Origin of the sequence: Streptomyces sp. NPDC005533 (assembly GCF_042871845.1) — a bacterium.
GTDB lineage: Bacteria > Actinomycetota > Actinomycetes > Streptomycetales > Streptomycetaceae > Streptomyces.
This window is the reverse complement of the sequence record NZ_JBIAJH010000019.1, coordinates 48,710-63,490: the sequence shown is the minus strand read 5'-3', so window position 1 is coordinate 63,490 and position 14,781 is coordinate 48,710. Positions and strand designations below refer to the sequence as shown.

Annotated in this window: 16 protein-coding genes; 5 read left to right on the top strand and 11 right to left on the bottom strand. The window is 73.0% G+C overall.

Features of this window, described 5'->3' with window-relative positions; genetic code table 11:
• Positions 1-41: 41 nt before the first annotated feature.
• Positions 42-803, bottom strand: coding sequence for a phosphoglyceromutase (locus ACFYP3_RS20430; RefSeq protein ID WP_388834282.1), 762 nt, complete (start codon positions 801-803; stop codon positions 42-44).
• Between the two features lie 151 nt (positions 804-954).
• Between ACFYP3_RS20430 and ACFYP3_RS20425 the strand changes: the two genes are divergently transcribed.
• Positions 955-2,277, top strand: a complete 1,323-nt coding sequence (locus ACFYP3_RS20425) for an MDR family MFS transporter (RefSeq protein ID WP_388834279.1) — start codon at positions 955-957, stop codon at positions 2,275-2,277.
• A 107-nt stretch (positions 2,278-2,384) separates the two neighbouring features.
• On the opposite strand, the gene ACFYP3_RS20420 is transcribed toward ACFYP3_RS20425, so the two are convergent.
• Complete coding sequence (locus ACFYP3_RS20420; protein ID WP_388834277.1) at positions 2,385-2,876, bottom strand: YbjN domain-containing protein; 492 nt, start codon at positions 2,874-2,876, stop codon at positions 2,385-2,387.
• The gene (gene mshA / locus ACFYP3_RS20415; protein WP_388834275.1) at positions 2,869-4,251 is read right to left on the bottom strand and encodes a D-inositol-3-phosphate glycosyltransferase; all 1,383 of its coding nucleotides are present in this window, start codon (positions 4,249-4,251) and stop codon (positions 2,869-2,871) included. The genes ACFYP3_RS20420 and mshA overlap by 8 nt, the downstream gene beginning before the upstream one ends.
• A 252-nt stretch (positions 4,252-4,503) precedes the next feature.
• Between mshA and ACFYP3_RS20410 the strand changes: the two genes are divergently transcribed.
• From ACFYP3_RS20410 to ACFYP3_RS20400, 3 genes are all read left to right on the top strand, one after another.
• Entirely contained in the window at positions 4,504-5,337 is an 834-nt protein-coding gene (locus ACFYP3_RS20410) for a class I SAM-dependent methyltransferase (protein ID WP_388834273.1), read from the top strand.
• A gap of 230 nt (positions 5,338-5,567) precedes the next feature.
• Positions 5,568-6,686 carry an NlpC/P60 family protein gene (locus tag ACFYP3_RS20405; protein ID WP_388834271.1) on the top strand — a complete coding sequence of 373 codons (1,119 nt, stop codon included), beginning with the start codon at positions 5,568-5,570 and terminating at the stop codon, positions 6,684-6,686.
• 282 nt (positions 6,687-6,968) lie between these two features.
• Positions 6,969-8,408, top strand: coding sequence for a PP2C family protein-serine/threonine phosphatase (locus tag ACFYP3_RS20400; protein WP_388834269.1), 1,440 nt, complete (start codon positions 6,969-6,971; stop codon positions 8,406-8,408).
• A 51-nt stretch (positions 8,409-8,459) separates the two neighbouring features.
• Here the strand turns inward: ACFYP3_RS20400 and ACFYP3_RS20395 are convergent, their stop codons facing one another.
• The 7 genes from ACFYP3_RS20395 to ACFYP3_RS20365 form a co-directional block, all read right to left on the bottom strand.
• Positions 8,460-8,807, bottom strand: a complete 348-nt coding sequence (locus ACFYP3_RS20395; RefSeq protein ID WP_388834266.1) for a DUF2516 family protein — start codon at positions 8,805-8,807, stop codon at positions 8,460-8,462.
• 142 nt (positions 8,808-8,949) lie between these two features.
• The gene (locus ACFYP3_RS20390) at positions 8,950-9,504 is read right to left on the bottom strand and encodes a hypothetical protein (protein WP_388834263.1); all 555 of its coding nucleotides are present in this window, start codon (positions 9,502-9,504) and stop codon (positions 8,950-8,952) included.
• 23 nt (positions 9,505-9,527) lie between these two features.
• Positions 9,528-9,929 carry a helix-turn-helix domain-containing protein gene (locus tag ACFYP3_RS20385; protein WP_388834260.1) on the bottom strand — a complete coding sequence of 134 codons (402 nt, stop codon included), beginning with the start codon at positions 9,927-9,929 and terminating at the stop codon, positions 9,528-9,530.
• Between the two features lie 106 nt (positions 9,930-10,035).
• Complete coding sequence (locus ACFYP3_RS20380; RefSeq protein WP_388834257.1) at positions 10,036-10,383, bottom strand: DoxX family protein; 348 nt, start codon at positions 10,381-10,383, stop codon at positions 10,036-10,038.
• Between the two features lie 114 nt (positions 10,384-10,497).
• Positions 10,498-11,268 carry a putative protein N(5)-glutamine methyltransferase gene (locus ACFYP3_RS20375; protein ID WP_388834486.1) on the bottom strand — a complete coding sequence of 257 codons (771 nt, stop codon included), beginning with the start codon at positions 11,266-11,268 and terminating at the stop codon, positions 10,498-10,500.
• Positions 11,269-11,300: 32 nt separating this feature from the next.
• Positions 11,301-12,572, bottom strand: coding sequence for a GNAT family N-acetyltransferase (locus tag ACFYP3_RS20370; protein ID WP_388834255.1), 1,272 nt, complete (start codon positions 12,570-12,572; stop codon positions 11,301-11,303).
• A gap of 61 nt (positions 12,573-12,633) precedes the next feature.
• Complete coding sequence (locus tag ACFYP3_RS20365) at positions 12,634-13,233, bottom strand: AmfC protein (protein ID WP_388834253.1); 600 nt, start codon at positions 13,231-13,233, stop codon at positions 12,634-12,636.
• 136 nt (positions 13,234-13,369) lie between these two features.
• On the opposite strand from ACFYP3_RS20365, the gene dtd reads away from it, so the two are divergent.
• Positions 13,370-13,795 carry a D-aminoacyl-tRNA deacylase gene (gene dtd, locus ACFYP3_RS20360; RefSeq protein ID WP_388834251.1) on the top strand — a complete coding sequence of 142 codons (426 nt, stop codon included), beginning with the start codon at positions 13,370-13,372 and terminating at the stop codon, positions 13,793-13,795.
• Positions 13,796-13,808: 13 nt separating this feature from the next.
• Here dtd and ACFYP3_RS20355 read toward each other — a convergent pair whose 3' ends face one another.
• A complete protein-coding gene (locus tag ACFYP3_RS20355) occupies positions 13,809-14,777 on the bottom strand; it encodes a YgfZ/GcvT domain-containing protein (RefSeq protein ID WP_388834248.1) in 969 nt (322 codons plus the stop codon).
• Positions 14,778-14,781 lie beyond the last annotated feature (4 nt).

Here is a 14,781-nt window from a genome sequence, read left to right as displayed (position 1 = left end):
ACCTGCACCGTACGCGCGGGTCAGGGGCTTGATCGCGGTGCTTACTTCTTCTTGCCCTGGTTCTTGACGGCCTCGATGGCGGCCGCGGCCGCGTCCGGGTCGAGGTAGGTGCCGCCCGGCTTGAGGGGCTTGAAGTCGGCGTCCAGCTCGTAGACGAGCGGGATGCCGGTCGGGATGTTCAGGCCCGTGATGTCGGCGTCGGAGATGCCGTCGAGGTGCTTGACCAGACCGCGCAGGGAGTTGCCGTGCGCGGCGACCAGGACCGTACGGCCGGCCAGCAGGTCCGGGACGATGCCGTCGTACCAGTACGGCAGCATGCGCTCGACGACGTCCTTGAGGCACTCGGTGCGCGGGCGCAGCTCCTGCGGGATCGACGCGTAGCGCGGGTCGTCGGACTGCGAGAACTCCGAACCGTCCTCGAGCGGCGGCGGCGGGGTGTCGTACGAACGGCGCCACAGCATGAACTGCTCCTCGCCGAACTCGGCGAGGGTCTGCGCCTTGTCCTTGCCCTGGAGCGCACCGTAGTGGCGCTCGTTCAGGCGCCAGGAGCGGTGCACCGGGACCCAGTGGCGGTCCGCCGCCTCGAGCGCGAGCTGCGCGGTGCGGATGGCGCGCTTCTGGAGGGAGGTGTGCAGGACATCGGGCAGCAGGCCGGCGTCCTTCAGCAGCTCACCGCCGCGGACCGCCTCCTTCTCGCCCTTCTCGGTGAGGTTGACGTCCACCCAGCCGGTGAACAGGTTCTTCGCGTTCCATTCGCTCTCGCCGTGGCGGAGGAGGATCAGCTTGTACGGTGCGTCGGCCATGCGTACGAGCCTAATGGACGGGCGGGAGCGCCCGCGCGCGAGGCGGGCTCCTCCGATTGACCTCGCGCGTCAATCGACTGGCGCCCGGGGGCCCACCGATCGTAATGTTCACTCTGCTTAAGTGACACTTACGTCTCCGGGGGGAATCCTTATGTCCGCTGCCAGTCTGAGACGGGCCGCCCGGGAGAGCGTCTCGGGTCTGCCCCGCGCGTTCTGGTGGCTCTGGACGAGCACACTGATCAACCGGCTCGGGGCCTTCGTCGCCACCTTCATGACCCTGTACCTGACCCTGGACCGGGGCTATTCGGCCTCCTTCGCGGGACTGGTGGTCGCCCTCCACGGGCTCGGCGGCGTCGTCTCCTCGCTCGTCGCGGGCGTGATGACCGACCGGCTGGGACGGCGCCCCACCCTGCTGGCGGCCCAGGCCTCCACCGCGTTCTCGGTGGCGCTGCTCGGCTTCATGGAGCACCCGGCGGCGATCGCCGCCGTGGCCCTGCTCGTCGGCATGACCTCGAACGCCTCCCGGCCGGCGGTCGCGGCGATGATGGCGGACATCGTCCGCCCGGAGGACCGCGCACGGGCCTTCGCGCTCAACTACTGGGCCATCAACCTCGGCTTCGCCATCAGCGCGACGGCGGCGGGCGTGATCGCGGAGTACAGCTACCTGGCCGGCTTCCTGGGCGAGGCCGCGCTCACCCTGACGTGCGCGGTGCTCGTGTACGTGAAGCTGCCCGAGTCCCGGCCCGAAGGCGGGCCCTCACCCGCCGCCGCGGGCAGGGCGACCACCGGGGAGGAGCCGGCGATCGGGCTCGCGGGCGTGCTGCGGGACGGGCGGTTCATGGGCGTGGTCGGGCTGTCGTTCCTGATCTCGCTGATCTTCACGCAGGGCTCGGTCGGCCTGCCCGTCGCGATGGGCGGCGCCGGTTTCTCCCCCGGGGACTACGGGCTGGTCCTCGCCGTGAACGGGGCGCTGATCGTGCTGCTGCAGATCCCGGTCACGGCCTTCATCGAACGGCACGACCCGCAGAAGCTGCTGGTGATCTCGGCACTGCTGGCCGGGTACGGGTTCGCGCTGACGGCCTTCGCCGGGCCGCTGTGGGCGTACGCGCTGACGGTGTGCGTGTGGACGCTGGCGGAGATCGTGAACTCGCCGACCCAGATGAGCCTGGTCGTGCGGCTGTCTCCGGTGCACGGGCGCGGCCGCTACCAGGGGGTCTACAACCTGTCCTGGGCGGTGGCCTCGCTGGTGGCGCCGCTGATGGCGGGCTTCGTGATCGACCGGTACGGGGCCGACTGGCTGTGGGGGGCCACCGGTGTGCTGGGGACGGTGGCGGCGGCGGGGTACTGGCTCCTGATGCGGGGCCTCTCCGAGGACGAGGCGGGGACGAGCGCGGCCGTGGCCGGTGGCGCGGCCGTGGCCGGTGGCGCGCCCGCACCGGTGGCGAAGCCGGCTCCGGCCGGGGCCGAGGCCTAGCGCGGCCCAGGCTCGGCGCGGCCCAGGCACGGCGCGGCCCAGGCTCGGGGCGGCCCAGGCTAGGGGCGGCGGCGCCGCGGGCCCCGCGGGTCCGGGGCGCGGCCCCGTCAGGACGGCTGCGTCAGGTGCTTGAAGGCGTCGAGGTTGAAGGTCGGTTCGCCGCGGGAGACGCGCCAGTCGTACTCGCGGCGGATCGCGCTCGCGAAGCCCAGCTCCAGCAGGGTGTTGAAGGAGCCGTCCGCCGCCTCCAGGACCGTGCCGAGGAGGCGGTCCAGTTCCTCGGCGGTGACGACCGACAGCGGGAGCCGGGCCGTCAGGTAGACGTCACCGAGGCGGTCCACCGCGTACGCCATGCCGAACAGCTTGAGGTTGCGCTCCAGCAGCCAGCGGTGGACGGCCGCCTCGTTCTCGTCGGGGTGGCGGATCACGAAGGCGTTCACCGAGAGGGAGTGCTTTCCGACCCGGAGCGAGCAGGTGGTGCTCAGCTTGCGGGTGCCGGGGAGCTGGACGACGTACGTGCCCGGGGAGGGGCACTCCCAGCTCAGTTCCGCGCCGGTCAGGGTCGCTTCGATGATCGCGGCGGTGTCAGCGTCAGCCATGGTGGGAGCGTACGCGACGGCGGTGATCATGCATGGCCGCCGTGTAGACGTCGGCCGTGCCGCTCGCCGCCGTGTCCCAGCCGAAGAACTGCGCGTGCCGCGCCGCCTCGGTGCCCATCCGGTCCGCGAGCGCGGGATCGTCGACGAAGCGCCGCAGCTCCCGCGCGTAGTCCACCGGATCGTGCCCGGGCACGAGGATGCCGGTGACCCCGTCGTTGACGGCGACGGGCAGTCCGCCGACCTCGGCCGCGAGGACCGGCGTGCCGGCGGCCTGGGCCTCTATCGCGACGAGCCCGAACGATTCGCTGTACGAGGGCATGACCAGCACGGACGCCGCCCGGAACCAGTCCGCGAGGCCGTCCTGCGCCACCGGCGGGTGGAAGTGCACGAGGTCGGCGATGCCGAGCCTCGCGGCGAGCTTCTGCAGGCCCTCCGGCTTGGCGAGGCCGCTGCCGCTGGGGCCGCCGACGACGGGGACGAAGAGGCGGCGGCGCAGCGAGGGGTCCTGGTCGACCAGGACGGCGACGGCGCGCAGCAGGATGTCGGGGGCCTTCAGCGGCTGGATGCGCCCGGCGAAGAGCGGGATGACGGCGTCCTGCGGGAGGCCGAGGCGGGCGCGGGCGGCGGCCCGGCCGTCGCCGACCGTGAAGCGGTCGAGGTTCACGCCGGGGTGGACGACGGCCACCTTGCCGGGGTCGGCCTCGTAGTGCCGGACGAGTTCGTCGGCCTCCTCGGCGGTGTTCGCGATGAGGCGGTCGGCCGCGGACACGATCTGGGTCTCGCCGATGACGCGGGCGGCGGGCTCGGGGGTGTCGCCCTCGGCGAGCGCCGCGTTCTTGACCTTGGCCATGGTGTGCATGGCGTGGACGAGGGGCACGCCCCAGCGTTCGGCGGCGAGCCAGCCCACGTGGCCGGAGAGCCAGTAGTGGGAGTGGACCAGGTCGTAGTAGCCGGGCCGGTGGCCGGCCCAGGCCTGCATCACGCCGTGCGTGAAGGCGCACAGCTGCGCCGGCAGCTCCTCCTTGGCGAGGCCTTCGTACGGGCCCGCGTCCACGTGCCGTACGAGGACCCCGGGGGCCAGCTCGACCACGGGCGGCAGCCCGCCGGTGGTGGCCCGGGTGAAGATCTCGACCTCGATGTTGATCGCGGCGAGCCGCTTGGCCAGCTCCACGATGTAGACGTTCATCCCGCCGGCGTCACCGGTGCCGGGCTGGTGCAGCGGCGAGGTGTGCACGCTGAGCATGGCCACGCGGCGCGGCTTGCGGTGGTGGCCCACGGCGGGCAGGCGCAGGCGCGGCGGCTCGTGGCGGGTGGCACGGGCGGCGGCGAGGCGGCCGCTGAGGCTGCCGCCGAGGCGGGACACGTACTGGCTCAAGGGAGCAGTTCCTCTCGGCTCGGACGGTGTGCGCGAAACGCTCGGACGGCATGGGGGACGGCCTGACGGCCGGGCGGGCGGCATGACTGGATGGCATGCCTGCGAGGACGCGCGGGGCGCCCTGCAAGGAGTGCAACCCGGATGGCGGTCCCCCGCATTCCGGGGTCCCCGGTTTTCCTCGGGGTTTCCCCGTTTTTCTCGGGGCACCGCCGGGTTTTCATGCGGCACGGGCGCTCCGCTTACCCTCGGCTCATGGCCTCCCGCACCACCCCGCCCCCCAGCCGCGCGCCCGGCCGCGCCCCTGGCCGCCCCGTGGGCTCGGTGACGCGCGGGACGACGAACCCGAACCGGTTGCGCCGGATGGACCGCTGGATCGCGGCGGCGCACGGGGCGGCGCTGCGTCGCGCGGAGGCGCCGGTCGCGGTGGACCTCGGCTACGGGGCCGCGCCGTGGACGGCGGTGGAGCTGCTGGCGCGGCTGCGGGAGGCGGCGCCGCGGGTGCGGGTGGTCGGCATCGAGATCGAGCCGGCGCGGGTGGCGGGGGCGAAGCCGTACGAGCGGGAGGGCCTGAGCTTCCGGCACGGGGGCTTCGAGGTCCCGTTGGACGGCGGGGCGCGTCCCGCGCTGATCCGCGCGGCGAACGTGCTGCGCCAGTACGACGAGGAGCAGGTCGCGGAGGTCTGGGCGCGGCTGTGCGCCCGGCTGGCTCCGGACGGGCTGCTGGTGGAGGGGACCTGCGACGAGATCGGGCGGCGGCACGTGTGGGTGGCACTGGGCCCGGAGGGGGCGCGCACGGTGACGTTCGCGACCCGGCTGGGCTCCCTGGAGCGCCCCTCGGACCTGGCGGAGCGGCTGCCGAAGGCGCTGATCCACCGGAACGTGCCGGGCGAGCCGGTGCACGCGTTCCTGCGCGACTTCGACAAGGCGTGGGCGGCGGCGGCCCCGTACGCCTCGTACGGGGCGCGGCAGCGCTGGATCCGCACGGCGCGGGCGCTGGCCGTCGACTGGCCGCTGGCGGACGGGCCGGGGCGGTGGCGGCAGGGGGAACTGACGGTGCGCTGGGAGGCGTTGCGTCCGGTGGGGTGAAGGCGGTGCCGGCGCAGAACCGGGGGTGCGGGTGGGGAACCGGGGGCGTGGGCGGGCCGTTGGTCCGTGCGGGGCGGGGGCACGGCGTCCGTTGGGGCGGACAAGATCGGAACGCCCTCCACAAGGGTGTCGGAATTCATCGACTCGTGGCACCATCCCGATGGCAGTGGAAAGTTACTGATGAATAGTCAGATCTGATACGAGATCTGACACGGGTGCCTGGGGGGACCATGGGGACCGTAAGGCGACGAGGCGCAAGCTCGCTCGTGCTGTTGTGCGCGATGGCGATACTGACGGCGCCGGGTCTCGCGACGGGCATGGCGTACGCGGCGCCGGGCGCCCCCGCCTCACCCACCGCACCCGCCGCACCGGCCTCGCCCCGGGATCCCGCCGCCCCGCTGCCCGGACCGGGCGGCAAGTCCCTCGAACAGGTCCGCAAGGACATCGAGGAGCTCTACCGGCAGGCGGGCACCGCCACGGACGCCTACAACCTCGCCGAGGCCGAGACCAAGGCCCAGTCGGAGAAGATCGTCGAGATCGCCAACCTGGTCGTCGCCGGCCAGGAACGGATCACCACCCTCAAGAGCCGTGCGGGCGCCGCCGCCCGCGCCCAGTACCGCTCCGGCGGCCTGCCGCCGGGCGCGCAGCTGGCGCTGAGCGACAGCCCGGACCAGTTCCTCGACGGGGCGGGCCGGCTGCGCCAGGGCGAGAAGGCCACCTCGGACCTCCTCTCCGAACTGAGCCGGACCCAGAGCGAGTTGCAGCGGTACGCCCAGGAGGCGAGTGACCGCTGGAAGACGCTGGAGGCCAACCGGGTCAAGCAGGAGGACTCGAAGAAGCAGATCCAGGAGAAGATCAAGGCGGCGGAGGAGCTGGAGAGCAAGCTGGAGGCCGAGGAGAAGGCCCGGCTGATCCAGCTGGAGCAGGAAGCCCAGTACAAGGCGCAGACGGCGTGGCTGTCGTCGGGCGCGATGAAGGACGTCAACGGCAAGGCGACGGAGGCCGGCAGGCGGGCCGTGCAGTTCGCCACGGCGCAGATGGGCAAGCCGTACGAGTGGGGCGCCGAGGGCCCGGGCTCGTTCGACTGCTCCGGTCTGACCTCGCAGGCCTGGCTGGCGGCGGGCCGGGGCATCCCGCGCACCTCGCAGGAGCAGCTGCGGCTGCTGCCCAAGGTCGCGCTCAAGGACATGCGCCCGGGCGACCTGATCATCTACTTCGACGACGCGAGCCACGTCGGCATGTACGTCGGCGACGGCGCGATGGTCCACGCCCCGCGCCCCGGCCGCAACGTGACGATGGCGGGCGCGGGCTCCATGCCGATCAAGGCCGTGGTCCGCCCCGACGCGTAGCCCCCGGAACCTTCCGGTCTCGTCGGCGATCAGGCGCGGGGTCCGGGGCGCAGTCCCGGAAAAACGCGCGCGGAGGCAACCACACGGGCCTGCCCGACGTCTCGCCAGGCGGGACGGACTGCGGCCCCACCGTGACCTTTGTCATCAGTGAGGCCGTTTTTCCCCCGCGATAACGGCATATGCCGGAGGCCCCGCCCCGGAACGGCATTCCGCTCGCCGGGCCGGGACCGCTAGGGTCTGCGGACGAGCGCACCCTCGGGGGGAGGGAAGGAACCGGAGACGATGTCCGTACCCGTACCGCGGCAGAGGGACACCCCGGCCACGGAGGGCGGTCAGGCTGTTCTGCACACCGCCGCACCGCCCACCGCCACTTCCACCGCCACTTCCACCGGCACCACCACCGGCACCGCCGGCGGCGCTGCCACTGCCACTGCGGTCGCCTTCGCCCAGGCGACGGCGCAGGCGACCCCGCCGGCGACTCCACAAGGGACCCCTCACACGTTCCCGCTGACCCTCCTGGTCATCGAGGACGACCCGGCCGGCGGTCTCACCGTCCCCGAGATCCTCGACGCCGACGGCCACCGCATCCGGCTCCGCACCGCCCGCAACCTCACCGAGGCCGAGCGGCTGCTCACCCCCGACGTGCACTGCATCCTCCTCGACCTGTCCCTCCCGGACGCCGGCGCCCGCATGGCGGAAGCACCGGCCGTACCGGGAGCCGTCGGCGCCGGCGCGCCCACCGCCGTGGACCAGCTGGCCGCCCTCCGTCAGGTGCTGCGCATCGCGCCCCGGCACGCCGTCCTCGTCCTGACCGGCGAGGACGACGCCGAGCGCGCCGCCGAGGCCGTCCGCGTCGGCGCGCAGGACTTCCTCTACCGGGACGAGCTGGACGGCCGGCTGCTGAGCCGCGCCATCCGCTACGCCGTGGAGAGAAAACGGGCCGACATCGCCCAGTACAAGCTTGCAGAATCGAAACTGCGCGCCCAGGAGAACGCCCGTCTGGAACGCGGCCTGCTCCCCACCCCGCTGCTGGAGGGCTCCGACCTCCGCTTCGCCGCCCGCTACCGCCCCGGCCGCAGCCGGGCCCTCCTCGGCGGGGACTTCTACGACACGGTCCGCACCCCCGACGGCACCGTCCACGCCATGATCGGCGACGTCTGCGGCCACGGCCCCGACGAGGCCGCCCTCGGCGTCGAGCTCCGCATCGCCTGGCGCGCCCTGACGCTGGCCGGCCTGTGCGGCGACGACCTGCTGGCCACCCTCCAGGAGGTCCTGGAGGTGGAACGCCCGAACGAGGAGATCTTCGCGACCCTCTGCACCGTCGACATCGCCCCGGACGGCCGGCGCGCGGGCCTGTGCCTGGCCGGCCACCCGGCCCCGCTGATCTCCCGGCCGGGCCGCCGCGCGCGCCTGCTCCCGTACGAGAACAGCGGCCCGGCGCTCGGCCTGCTGCCCAGGGCCCGGTGGCCGCGCCGCCAGGTCGAGCTGGGCGGCACCTGGAGCCTGATGCTCTACACCGACGGCCTCATCGAGGGCAGGATCGGCGAGGGCAAGGAGCGACTGGGCCAGGACGGCATGGTCGACATGATCAACCGCCACCTGGACCGCGGGCTGAGCGGCGAGGGTCTCCTGGAGGCCTCCGTCACCGAGGCCCGGCGCCTCAACGGCGGCGAGCTCACCGACGACGTGGCCGTGGTCCTGCTCTCCCGCGCCGAGGGCTGACCGCCGGGGACCGGCGGTCAGGGGCTCGCGGTCAGGAACCGTCGGCAGGGGTCAGCGGCCGCCGTTGTAGGGCCCGTACGGCCCGTCACTGCTGCTGCCGCCACCGCGCCGGCCACCGCGACCGCCGCCCGTGACCTGCTTGAGGGCGGGGCGTACGTCGACGAAGAACACGATGGTCGCGACCAGACCGGCGATCTGCAGGAAGAGCATCTGCAGGAAGACGTTCACCACGACGGTGATGCCGAGGATGACCAGCCAGAAGGTCTTGGTCTGCTTGTCGGCGGCCCGGTACGCGTCCTCGCGCGCCAGCAGCGCGATCACGAAGGCCGCGACGGCGAGCAGCAGCATGGCGTACCCGAACAGCGGGAGCACGCCCTGGTCGAACCCGTCCATCAACATCGCCTAGACCGCCTTCTCACGCATGCGCTTCGCACTTCCGATGCCGCCCGACTCCACGCTACCGGCACGGGCGCCCTCATGAACTCCAACGGGCCGGGCCCCTGAAGGGTGCCCGGCCCGTCGGCGCTCATGCCGCTGCGGTTCAGCTCGCGTCGTCCGCCGTGACGGCGGCCTTCTTGGCCGAGTTCCTGCGCACGGCGGGCTTCTTCGCGGCCGGCTTCTCCTCGTCGGAGGCCGCGGCCACCGGCTCGGACCCGGACGCGGCGGCCGGCTCGGCCGCCGGCTGGGGCTCGACGGCCACGGCGATGTCGACGATCTCCTCGGAGAACTCGCCGCGCCAGGTCCGCACGGCCTGCTCGCCGTGCTCGGCGACCTTGTCGTACGTCTCCTTGGCGCGCACCGCGTACTCAGCGGCCACGCCCACACCGCGCAGCGCCAGGTCCTGCGCGGTCTCGCCGAGCTTCTTCGGGTCGATCGCGCCGAACACCTCGGCGACCTTGGCGGTGAGCGCCTCCTGCACGGCCTTCGGGTCCGTGTTCTTCACGGCCTCGATGCGCGCGGGGGCCTCGGCGCGCAGCTGCTCGATCAGCTCGGGCACCTTCTTGGCCTGCTGGACGGCCAGGTCGGCCGTGCCGGCGGCGAAGTAGAGGGGGGTGGGGTCGGTGAGGGTCTTCTTCAGGTCATCGGCGATGGCCATGTGCTGGTCCTCCCGGATCAACTTCAGTCGGTCTTCGACGGCATCTCGTCGGCGGGTGCGGCGGGTGCGGCAGGCACGTCGAGCGCGTTCTCCTTGCGGAACGACTCGTAGATCTGGAGCAGCACCTGCTTCTGCCGCTCGTTGATGCTCGGGTCGGCGAGGATGACGGCTCGCGTCTCCACCTCGTCCGGGTCCCGCTCATCCAGGATCCCGGCCTGCACGTACAGCGTCTCCGCGGAGATCCGCAGCGCCTTGGCCAGCTGCTGGAGGATGTCCGCGCTCGGCTTGCGCAGCCCGCGCTCGATCTGGCTCAGGTACGGATTCGACACCCCCGCCGCCTCGGCCAGCTGCCGCAGCGAAAGCTGGGCCTGCCGACGCTGCTCACGGAGGTACTCGCCGAGATTTCCGACGTTGAGCGATGCCATGCTGTGAATCCTGCCCCATCACGCTAACTATTGCAAGCACACCGCTTGCAACATCTCCCACGCACCTTCCCTCACAGCGGACGGCCGGGTCGGCGTCGGGAGGCTGTCAGCCGTTGAAGCCCAGTGTCAGGGCGACCACCGCGGGGGCCGCGTAGATCAGGGGGAACGCGACGTGGGCGTACGACTTCGCGCGCAGCACCGTGATCACGGCCCCGGAGAAGTACAGGGCGATGCCGATCGCGGCGGCGATGCCGATGGCCGGTACGAACACCCCGATCACCAGGCCGGCCGCCCCGGCCGCCTTGGCGGCCCCGAGCAGGTTCCACCACGAGCGCGGGACGCCGTACTCCACCATCGGCTCCACGACCCACTTGGCCTTGAAGAAGACCGAGCCGGCCGAGAAGGCGACCATGAACGCGCCGACCAGGGCGAAAACAACGGCGGTGGTGGACATCTGACGCTCCCCTCAGGCGGGCGCCGGTGCGGACTGGCTCCGGTCGGTTTCCCGCCTGCTTCACTCCTCTGACCCGCCGCACCGCACGGATGTGACAGGCCCGCGGAGTTTTTCTCAGGCCGTGCCGATCACCACCGTGGCGTGCAGCTCCTCCGAGGTGGCCGCGCGGACCGCGAGGCCCGCGGACGCCAGCGCCGAGGCCGTCGACGGGGACTGCCGGGCGCTCGTCTCGATCAGCAGGTGACCGCCCGGGGCCAGCCACGGCGCCGCGCCCTCCGCGACCCGGCGGTGGACGTCCAGGCCGTCGGCTCCGCCGTCGAGGGAGACCAGCGGCTCGTGCTCCCGCGCCTCCGACGGCATCAGGCCGATCTCCCGCGTCGGCACGTACGGGGCGTTGACCACCAGCAGCTCCACCCGGCCCCGCAGCGCATCCGGGAGCGCGGCGTACAGGTCGCCCTCCCACACCCGGCCGCCGTACGGGGCCACGTTGCGCCGCGCGTACGCCAGCGCCGCCGGGTCGATGTCCGCCGCGTGCAGCTCCGCGCCGCCCGGCAGCTGCGAGACCACCGCCGCGCCCAGGGCGCCCACCCCGCAGCACAGGTCGAGCACCACGGCACCGGGCCGGGCCAGCGCGACCGCCTCCCGCACCAGGAACTCGGTGCGCCGGCGCGGTACGAACGCCCCCGCGCCCACCTCCAGGCGCAGCCCGCAGAACTCCGCCCAGCCGACCACGTGTTCCAGCGGTTCACCGCCCACCCGGCGGGCCAGCAGCTCCGCCAGGTGCCCGGCGTCCCGGGCGGCCCCGGTCAGCAGCTCCGCCTCCTCCTCGGCGAAGACGCAGCCGGCCGCGCGCAGGGTTTCCACAAGTGACGTCAAGTACCTCAGTCCTCAGTTCTCCGACACGGGAACGGTACGGGTCAGAAGATGTCCGGGCACCACGGCCGGCGCGCCGTCCGGAACACCGCGTCCGCCAGCGCGACCGCCCCCGGCCGCTCCTGCGTGACCCGCCCGAGCGCGGCCAGCCGTACCGCGGACTCGTCGCCGAGGTACAGCGAGCCCAGTGCCGAGACGTCCAGCCGCAGGTCCGCCGCCGCCCCGGTCCGCTCGCACGTGCCGGTGCCCGCGTCCAACCGGTAGCGGCCGGCCGCCGGCCCCGACGCGTCGGTGACCTCCAGCACGAGCTCCCCGGGCGCCTCGTACGTCCGCGCGCCCAGCGCCCGTACGACGTCCAGCACCCGCACCCACAGGAAGTCCGCGGAGGTGACGAGGCGGGCCGAACGCGGGTCGGGCAGCAGCTGCGGGACGAGGTCGTCGGGGGCCCGGTAGCCGGTGCGGACCTTCTGCACCCAGTCGATCGAGCAGAGGAACTGCCACAGCGCCCGCTCCGCCTGCGGGGTGGCCGCCAGCAGGTCGTGGACCTGCACGGTGTTCTGCGGGACCTTCGCGTCCGTCCAGTGGTCGTCGGCCCGGTAGGTGACCAGACCGGCCGGCTCGCCCGCCGCCGTGCGGTAGACCGCGAAGAACTTCTCCTGGTACGGGCGGTACGAGACCTGTTCCAGGCCGGTCCGCATGCGCCACCAGAGCTCGCTCCGGTCGATCATGCCGGGCGTGCGCGCCCGCAGCCGCTCGTGCAGCTCCGGGCCGACCTGCCGGACCTCGGCCTCGTCCACCAGGTCGATCCTCCCCCAGCTTCCGGCCGGGGGGACCCCCGGGCCGTCCACGGGCGCCGACAGCCGCCGGTCCAGTCCGGTGCGCGGTACGTCGATCTCCCATTCGGCGAGAGAGGTGGCGGGTCCGAACCCGTACCGCCCGTAGATCGGGTACTCGGCGGCGATCAGCGTCGCCAGCACGTCGCCGCGCGCCCCGGCCGCGGCGAACTCCGCGGCCATCATCCGGGTCAGCAGGCCCTGGCGGCGATGGGTGGGCAGCACGCCCACGTTGGAGATCGCGGTGGAGGGGACGGCGGCCCCGCCGGGCACGGTCAGTTCCTGCGCGAAGGACCGGAAGGCCGCCACGCAACGGCCGGTGTCGGTGTCGAACGCGCCCTGGGTGCGGGCGAGATCGTTGTCCTTGGCCCGCTGGGCCACGTCCGAGTCGGTCGCTCGGGCCGTGTTCAGGAACCCGGTGTTCACGGTTCGCAGCCAGTCGGGGAGTTCGGATGCGGCGATCGGCCGGACGTCAGCACTCATAGCGGGCCACGCTAATCGCCCGTCCGGCGCCAGTCGCCCGAATTTCCGCCGCCCGGACCTCCTACGCCAGCAGGTCGTCCACCTGCGCCTCTCCCTCCCGGTAGCGCCGGGTGATCTCGGCACTGCAGTCGTCGGCCGTGCGCTGGAGCTGCTGCCGGCGCCGCGAGACCTGCTGCTCGTACCGCACCAGCTTCCCCATCCCCTCGTGCAGCTCCTCGTCGGTGCGGGCGCCGAGGTCGGAGAGCTCCACGTCGGCCAGCATCTCGGCCGCCAGCAGCCGGTACTCCTCGCTGTGCGGGGTGCCGAGCGTGACGTGCCGGGCGGAGGCGCTGCGGCTGGAGGGGGCGTCGGCGAGGATCACCGACAGCCGGTCCACCACCGGCGCCTCGGGGTCGGTGCGGCGGGCGAGCTCGGGGTCGCTGCGGCGGGCCAGCTCGGCGCGCAGGATGTCGATGCGGCCCTGGAGCAGTCTGCGCACATAGCTCAGATCGGCCTCGTCGCGCTGCGCGTCACGGCGCAGCGCGCGCAGTTCCGGCAGCCCGAGCGCGGTGGTCGGGGTCGGCGTCCCCTGTGTGTCGGCCGTGCGCTGCGCGGGCGGTCGTACCGCGGCAGCTGCGATGGAAGCGGGTGATGCAGGTACGGAGGTACCAGAAGTATTCATACGAACGAGTCCGTCCCCTCGACCGGTGCGGCGCACCCGCACCGCCTGCGTGCATGGTGCCACTCTCCGTGGCCCCGATGCAGTCCCACTCCACCCGATCGGCCCCGGACGGGTGCACGGCTGGTACACAGGTGGTATGCGAGCAGTGGTGCAGAGGGTGGACGGCGCGCGCGTCGTCGTGGGCGGCGAGACCGTGGGCGAGATCGTCGGCGAAGGACTGTGCGTGCTGGTGGGGGTGACCCACGACGACACGCCGGAGAAGGCGGCCGTACTGGCCCGCAAGCTGTGGTCGGTGCGGATCCTGGAGGCGGAGAAGTCCTGCAGCGACGTGAACGCGCCGCTGCTGGTGATCTCCCAGTTCACGCTCTACGGCGACGCCCGCAAGGGCCGCCGCCCCACGTGGAACGCGGCGGCGCCAGGCCCGGTGGCCGAGCCGCTGGTCGACGAGGTCGTGGCGCAGCTGCGCGCGCTGGGCGCGACGGTGGAGACGGGCCGGTTCGGCGCGGACATGCGGGTCTCGCTGACCAACCACGGCCCGTTCACCCTCGTCATCGACGTCTGACGGTCGGGGCCCCTCAGGGGGCCACGACGACCTCCTGTGCGGCGGCGGTCTTCCCGACCAGCAGCGGGGCGTCCACCGGCACGTTCCGCTTGACCAGCGCGAGGGCGATCGGGCCCAGCTCGTGGTGGCGTACGGCGGTGGTCACGAAGCCCAGCTGGCGGCCCTCCTCCCCGTCGGCGGCGAGCCGGACCGGTGCGCCGTGGGCCGGGAGGAGCACCTCGGAGCCGTCCAGGTGGAGGAAGACCAGGCGGCGCGGGGGCTTGCCCAGGTTGTGGACGCGGGCCACCGTCTCCTGGCCGCGGTAGCAGCCCTTCTGCAGGTGCACGGCGGTGCCGATCCAGCCCAGCTCGTGCGGGATGGTCCGGTGGTCGGTCTCCTGGCCGAGCCGCGGCCGGTGCGCCTCGACGCGCAGGGCCTCGTAGGCGAGGAGACCGGCGGCCGGGCCGTACGCGGCGGCGAAGGACTCCAGCTCGGCGCGGGGGAGGAAGACGTCACGGCCGTGCGCGGTCTCCCGTACGACGTGCTCCTTGGCGACCTCGGCGATGGAGCCGGCCGGCAGGTGCACGACCGCGAACTCCCCGGTGCGGTCGGCGACTTCGACGCGGTAGAAGAACTTCATGGACTCCAGGTAGGCGATCAGCTCGCCCTGGGTGCCCGGCTCCACGTGCGCCCACGTGGTCTCGCCGTCGTCGACGAGGTACAGCGCGTGCTCGATGTGCCCGTTCGCGGAGAGGATCAGCGCCTCGGTGGCCTGCCCGGGCGGCAGCTCCGTCAGGTGCTGGGTGAGCAGCAGGTGCAGCCAGCTCAGCCGCTCCGGCCCGGTGACGGTGACGACCCCGCGGTGCGAGAGGTCGACGAAGCCGCGTCCGTCCGCGAGGGCGCGCTGTTCGCCGTACAGCTCGCCGTAGTGGGCGGCGACGCCCTCGTCGCGGCCTTCGGCCTGCACGGCGCCGGGGAGATGGAGCAAGGGGCTGCTGGTCATGGGA

What these genes read in the sequence shown, in the direction of transcription:
- ACFYP3_RS20430 (WP_388834282.1), bottom strand. Translation starts at nt 803, where the DNA reads ATGGCCGACGCACCGTACAAGCTGATCCTCCTCCGCCACGGCGAGAGC.
- ACFYP3_RS20425 (WP_388834279.1), top strand. Translation starts at nt 955, where the DNA reads ATGTCCGCTGCCAGTCTGAGACGGGCCGCCCGGGAGAGCGTCTCGGGT.
- ACFYP3_RS20420 (WP_388834277.1), bottom strand. Translation starts at nt 2,876, where the DNA reads ATGGCTGACGCTGACACCGCCGCGATCATCGAAGCGACCCTGACCGGC.
- ACFYP3_RS20410 (WP_388834273.1), top strand. Translation starts at nt 4,504, where the DNA reads ATGGCCTCCCGCACCACCCCGCCCCCCAGCCGCGCGCCCGGCCGCGCC.
- ACFYP3_RS20405 (WP_388834271.1), top strand. Translation starts at nt 5,568, where the DNA reads ATGGGGACCGTAAGGCGACGAGGCGCAAGCTCGCTCGTGCTGTTGTGC.
- ACFYP3_RS20400 (WP_388834269.1), top strand. Translation starts at nt 6,969, where the DNA reads ATGTCCGTACCCGTACCGCGGCAGAGGGACACCCCGGCCACGGAGGGC.
- ACFYP3_RS20395 (WP_388834266.1), bottom strand. Translation starts at nt 8,807, where the DNA reads ATGTTGATGGACGGGTTCGACCAGGGCGTGCTCCCGCTGTTCGGGTAC.
- ACFYP3_RS20390 (WP_388834263.1), bottom strand. Translation starts at nt 9,504, where the DNA reads ATGGCCATCGCCGATGACCTGAAGAAGACCCTCACCGACCCCACCCCC.
- ACFYP3_RS20385 (WP_388834260.1), bottom strand. Translation starts at nt 9,929, where the DNA reads ATGGCATCGCTCAACGTCGGAAATCTCGGCGAGTACCTCCGTGAGCAG.
- ACFYP3_RS20380 (WP_388834257.1), bottom strand. Translation starts at nt 10,383, where the DNA reads ATGTCCACCACCGCCGTTGTTTTCGCCCTGGTCGGCGCGTTCATGGTC.
- ACFYP3_RS20370 (WP_388834255.1), bottom strand. Translation starts at nt 12,572, where the DNA reads ATGAGTGCTGACGTCCGGCCGATCGCCGCATCCGAACTCCCCGACTGG.
- ACFYP3_RS20365 (WP_388834253.1), bottom strand. Translation starts at nt 13,233, where the DNA reads ATGAATACTTCTGGTACCTCCGTACCTGCATCACCCGCTTCCATCGCA.
- dtd (WP_388834251.1), top strand. Translation starts at nt 13,370, where the DNA reads ATGCGAGCAGTGGTGCAGAGGGTGGACGGCGCGCGCGTCGTCGTGGGC.
- ACFYP3_RS20355 (WP_388834248.1), bottom strand. Translation starts at nt 14,777, where the DNA reads ATGACCAGCAGCCCCTTGCTCCATCTCCCCGGCGCCGTGCAGGCCGAA.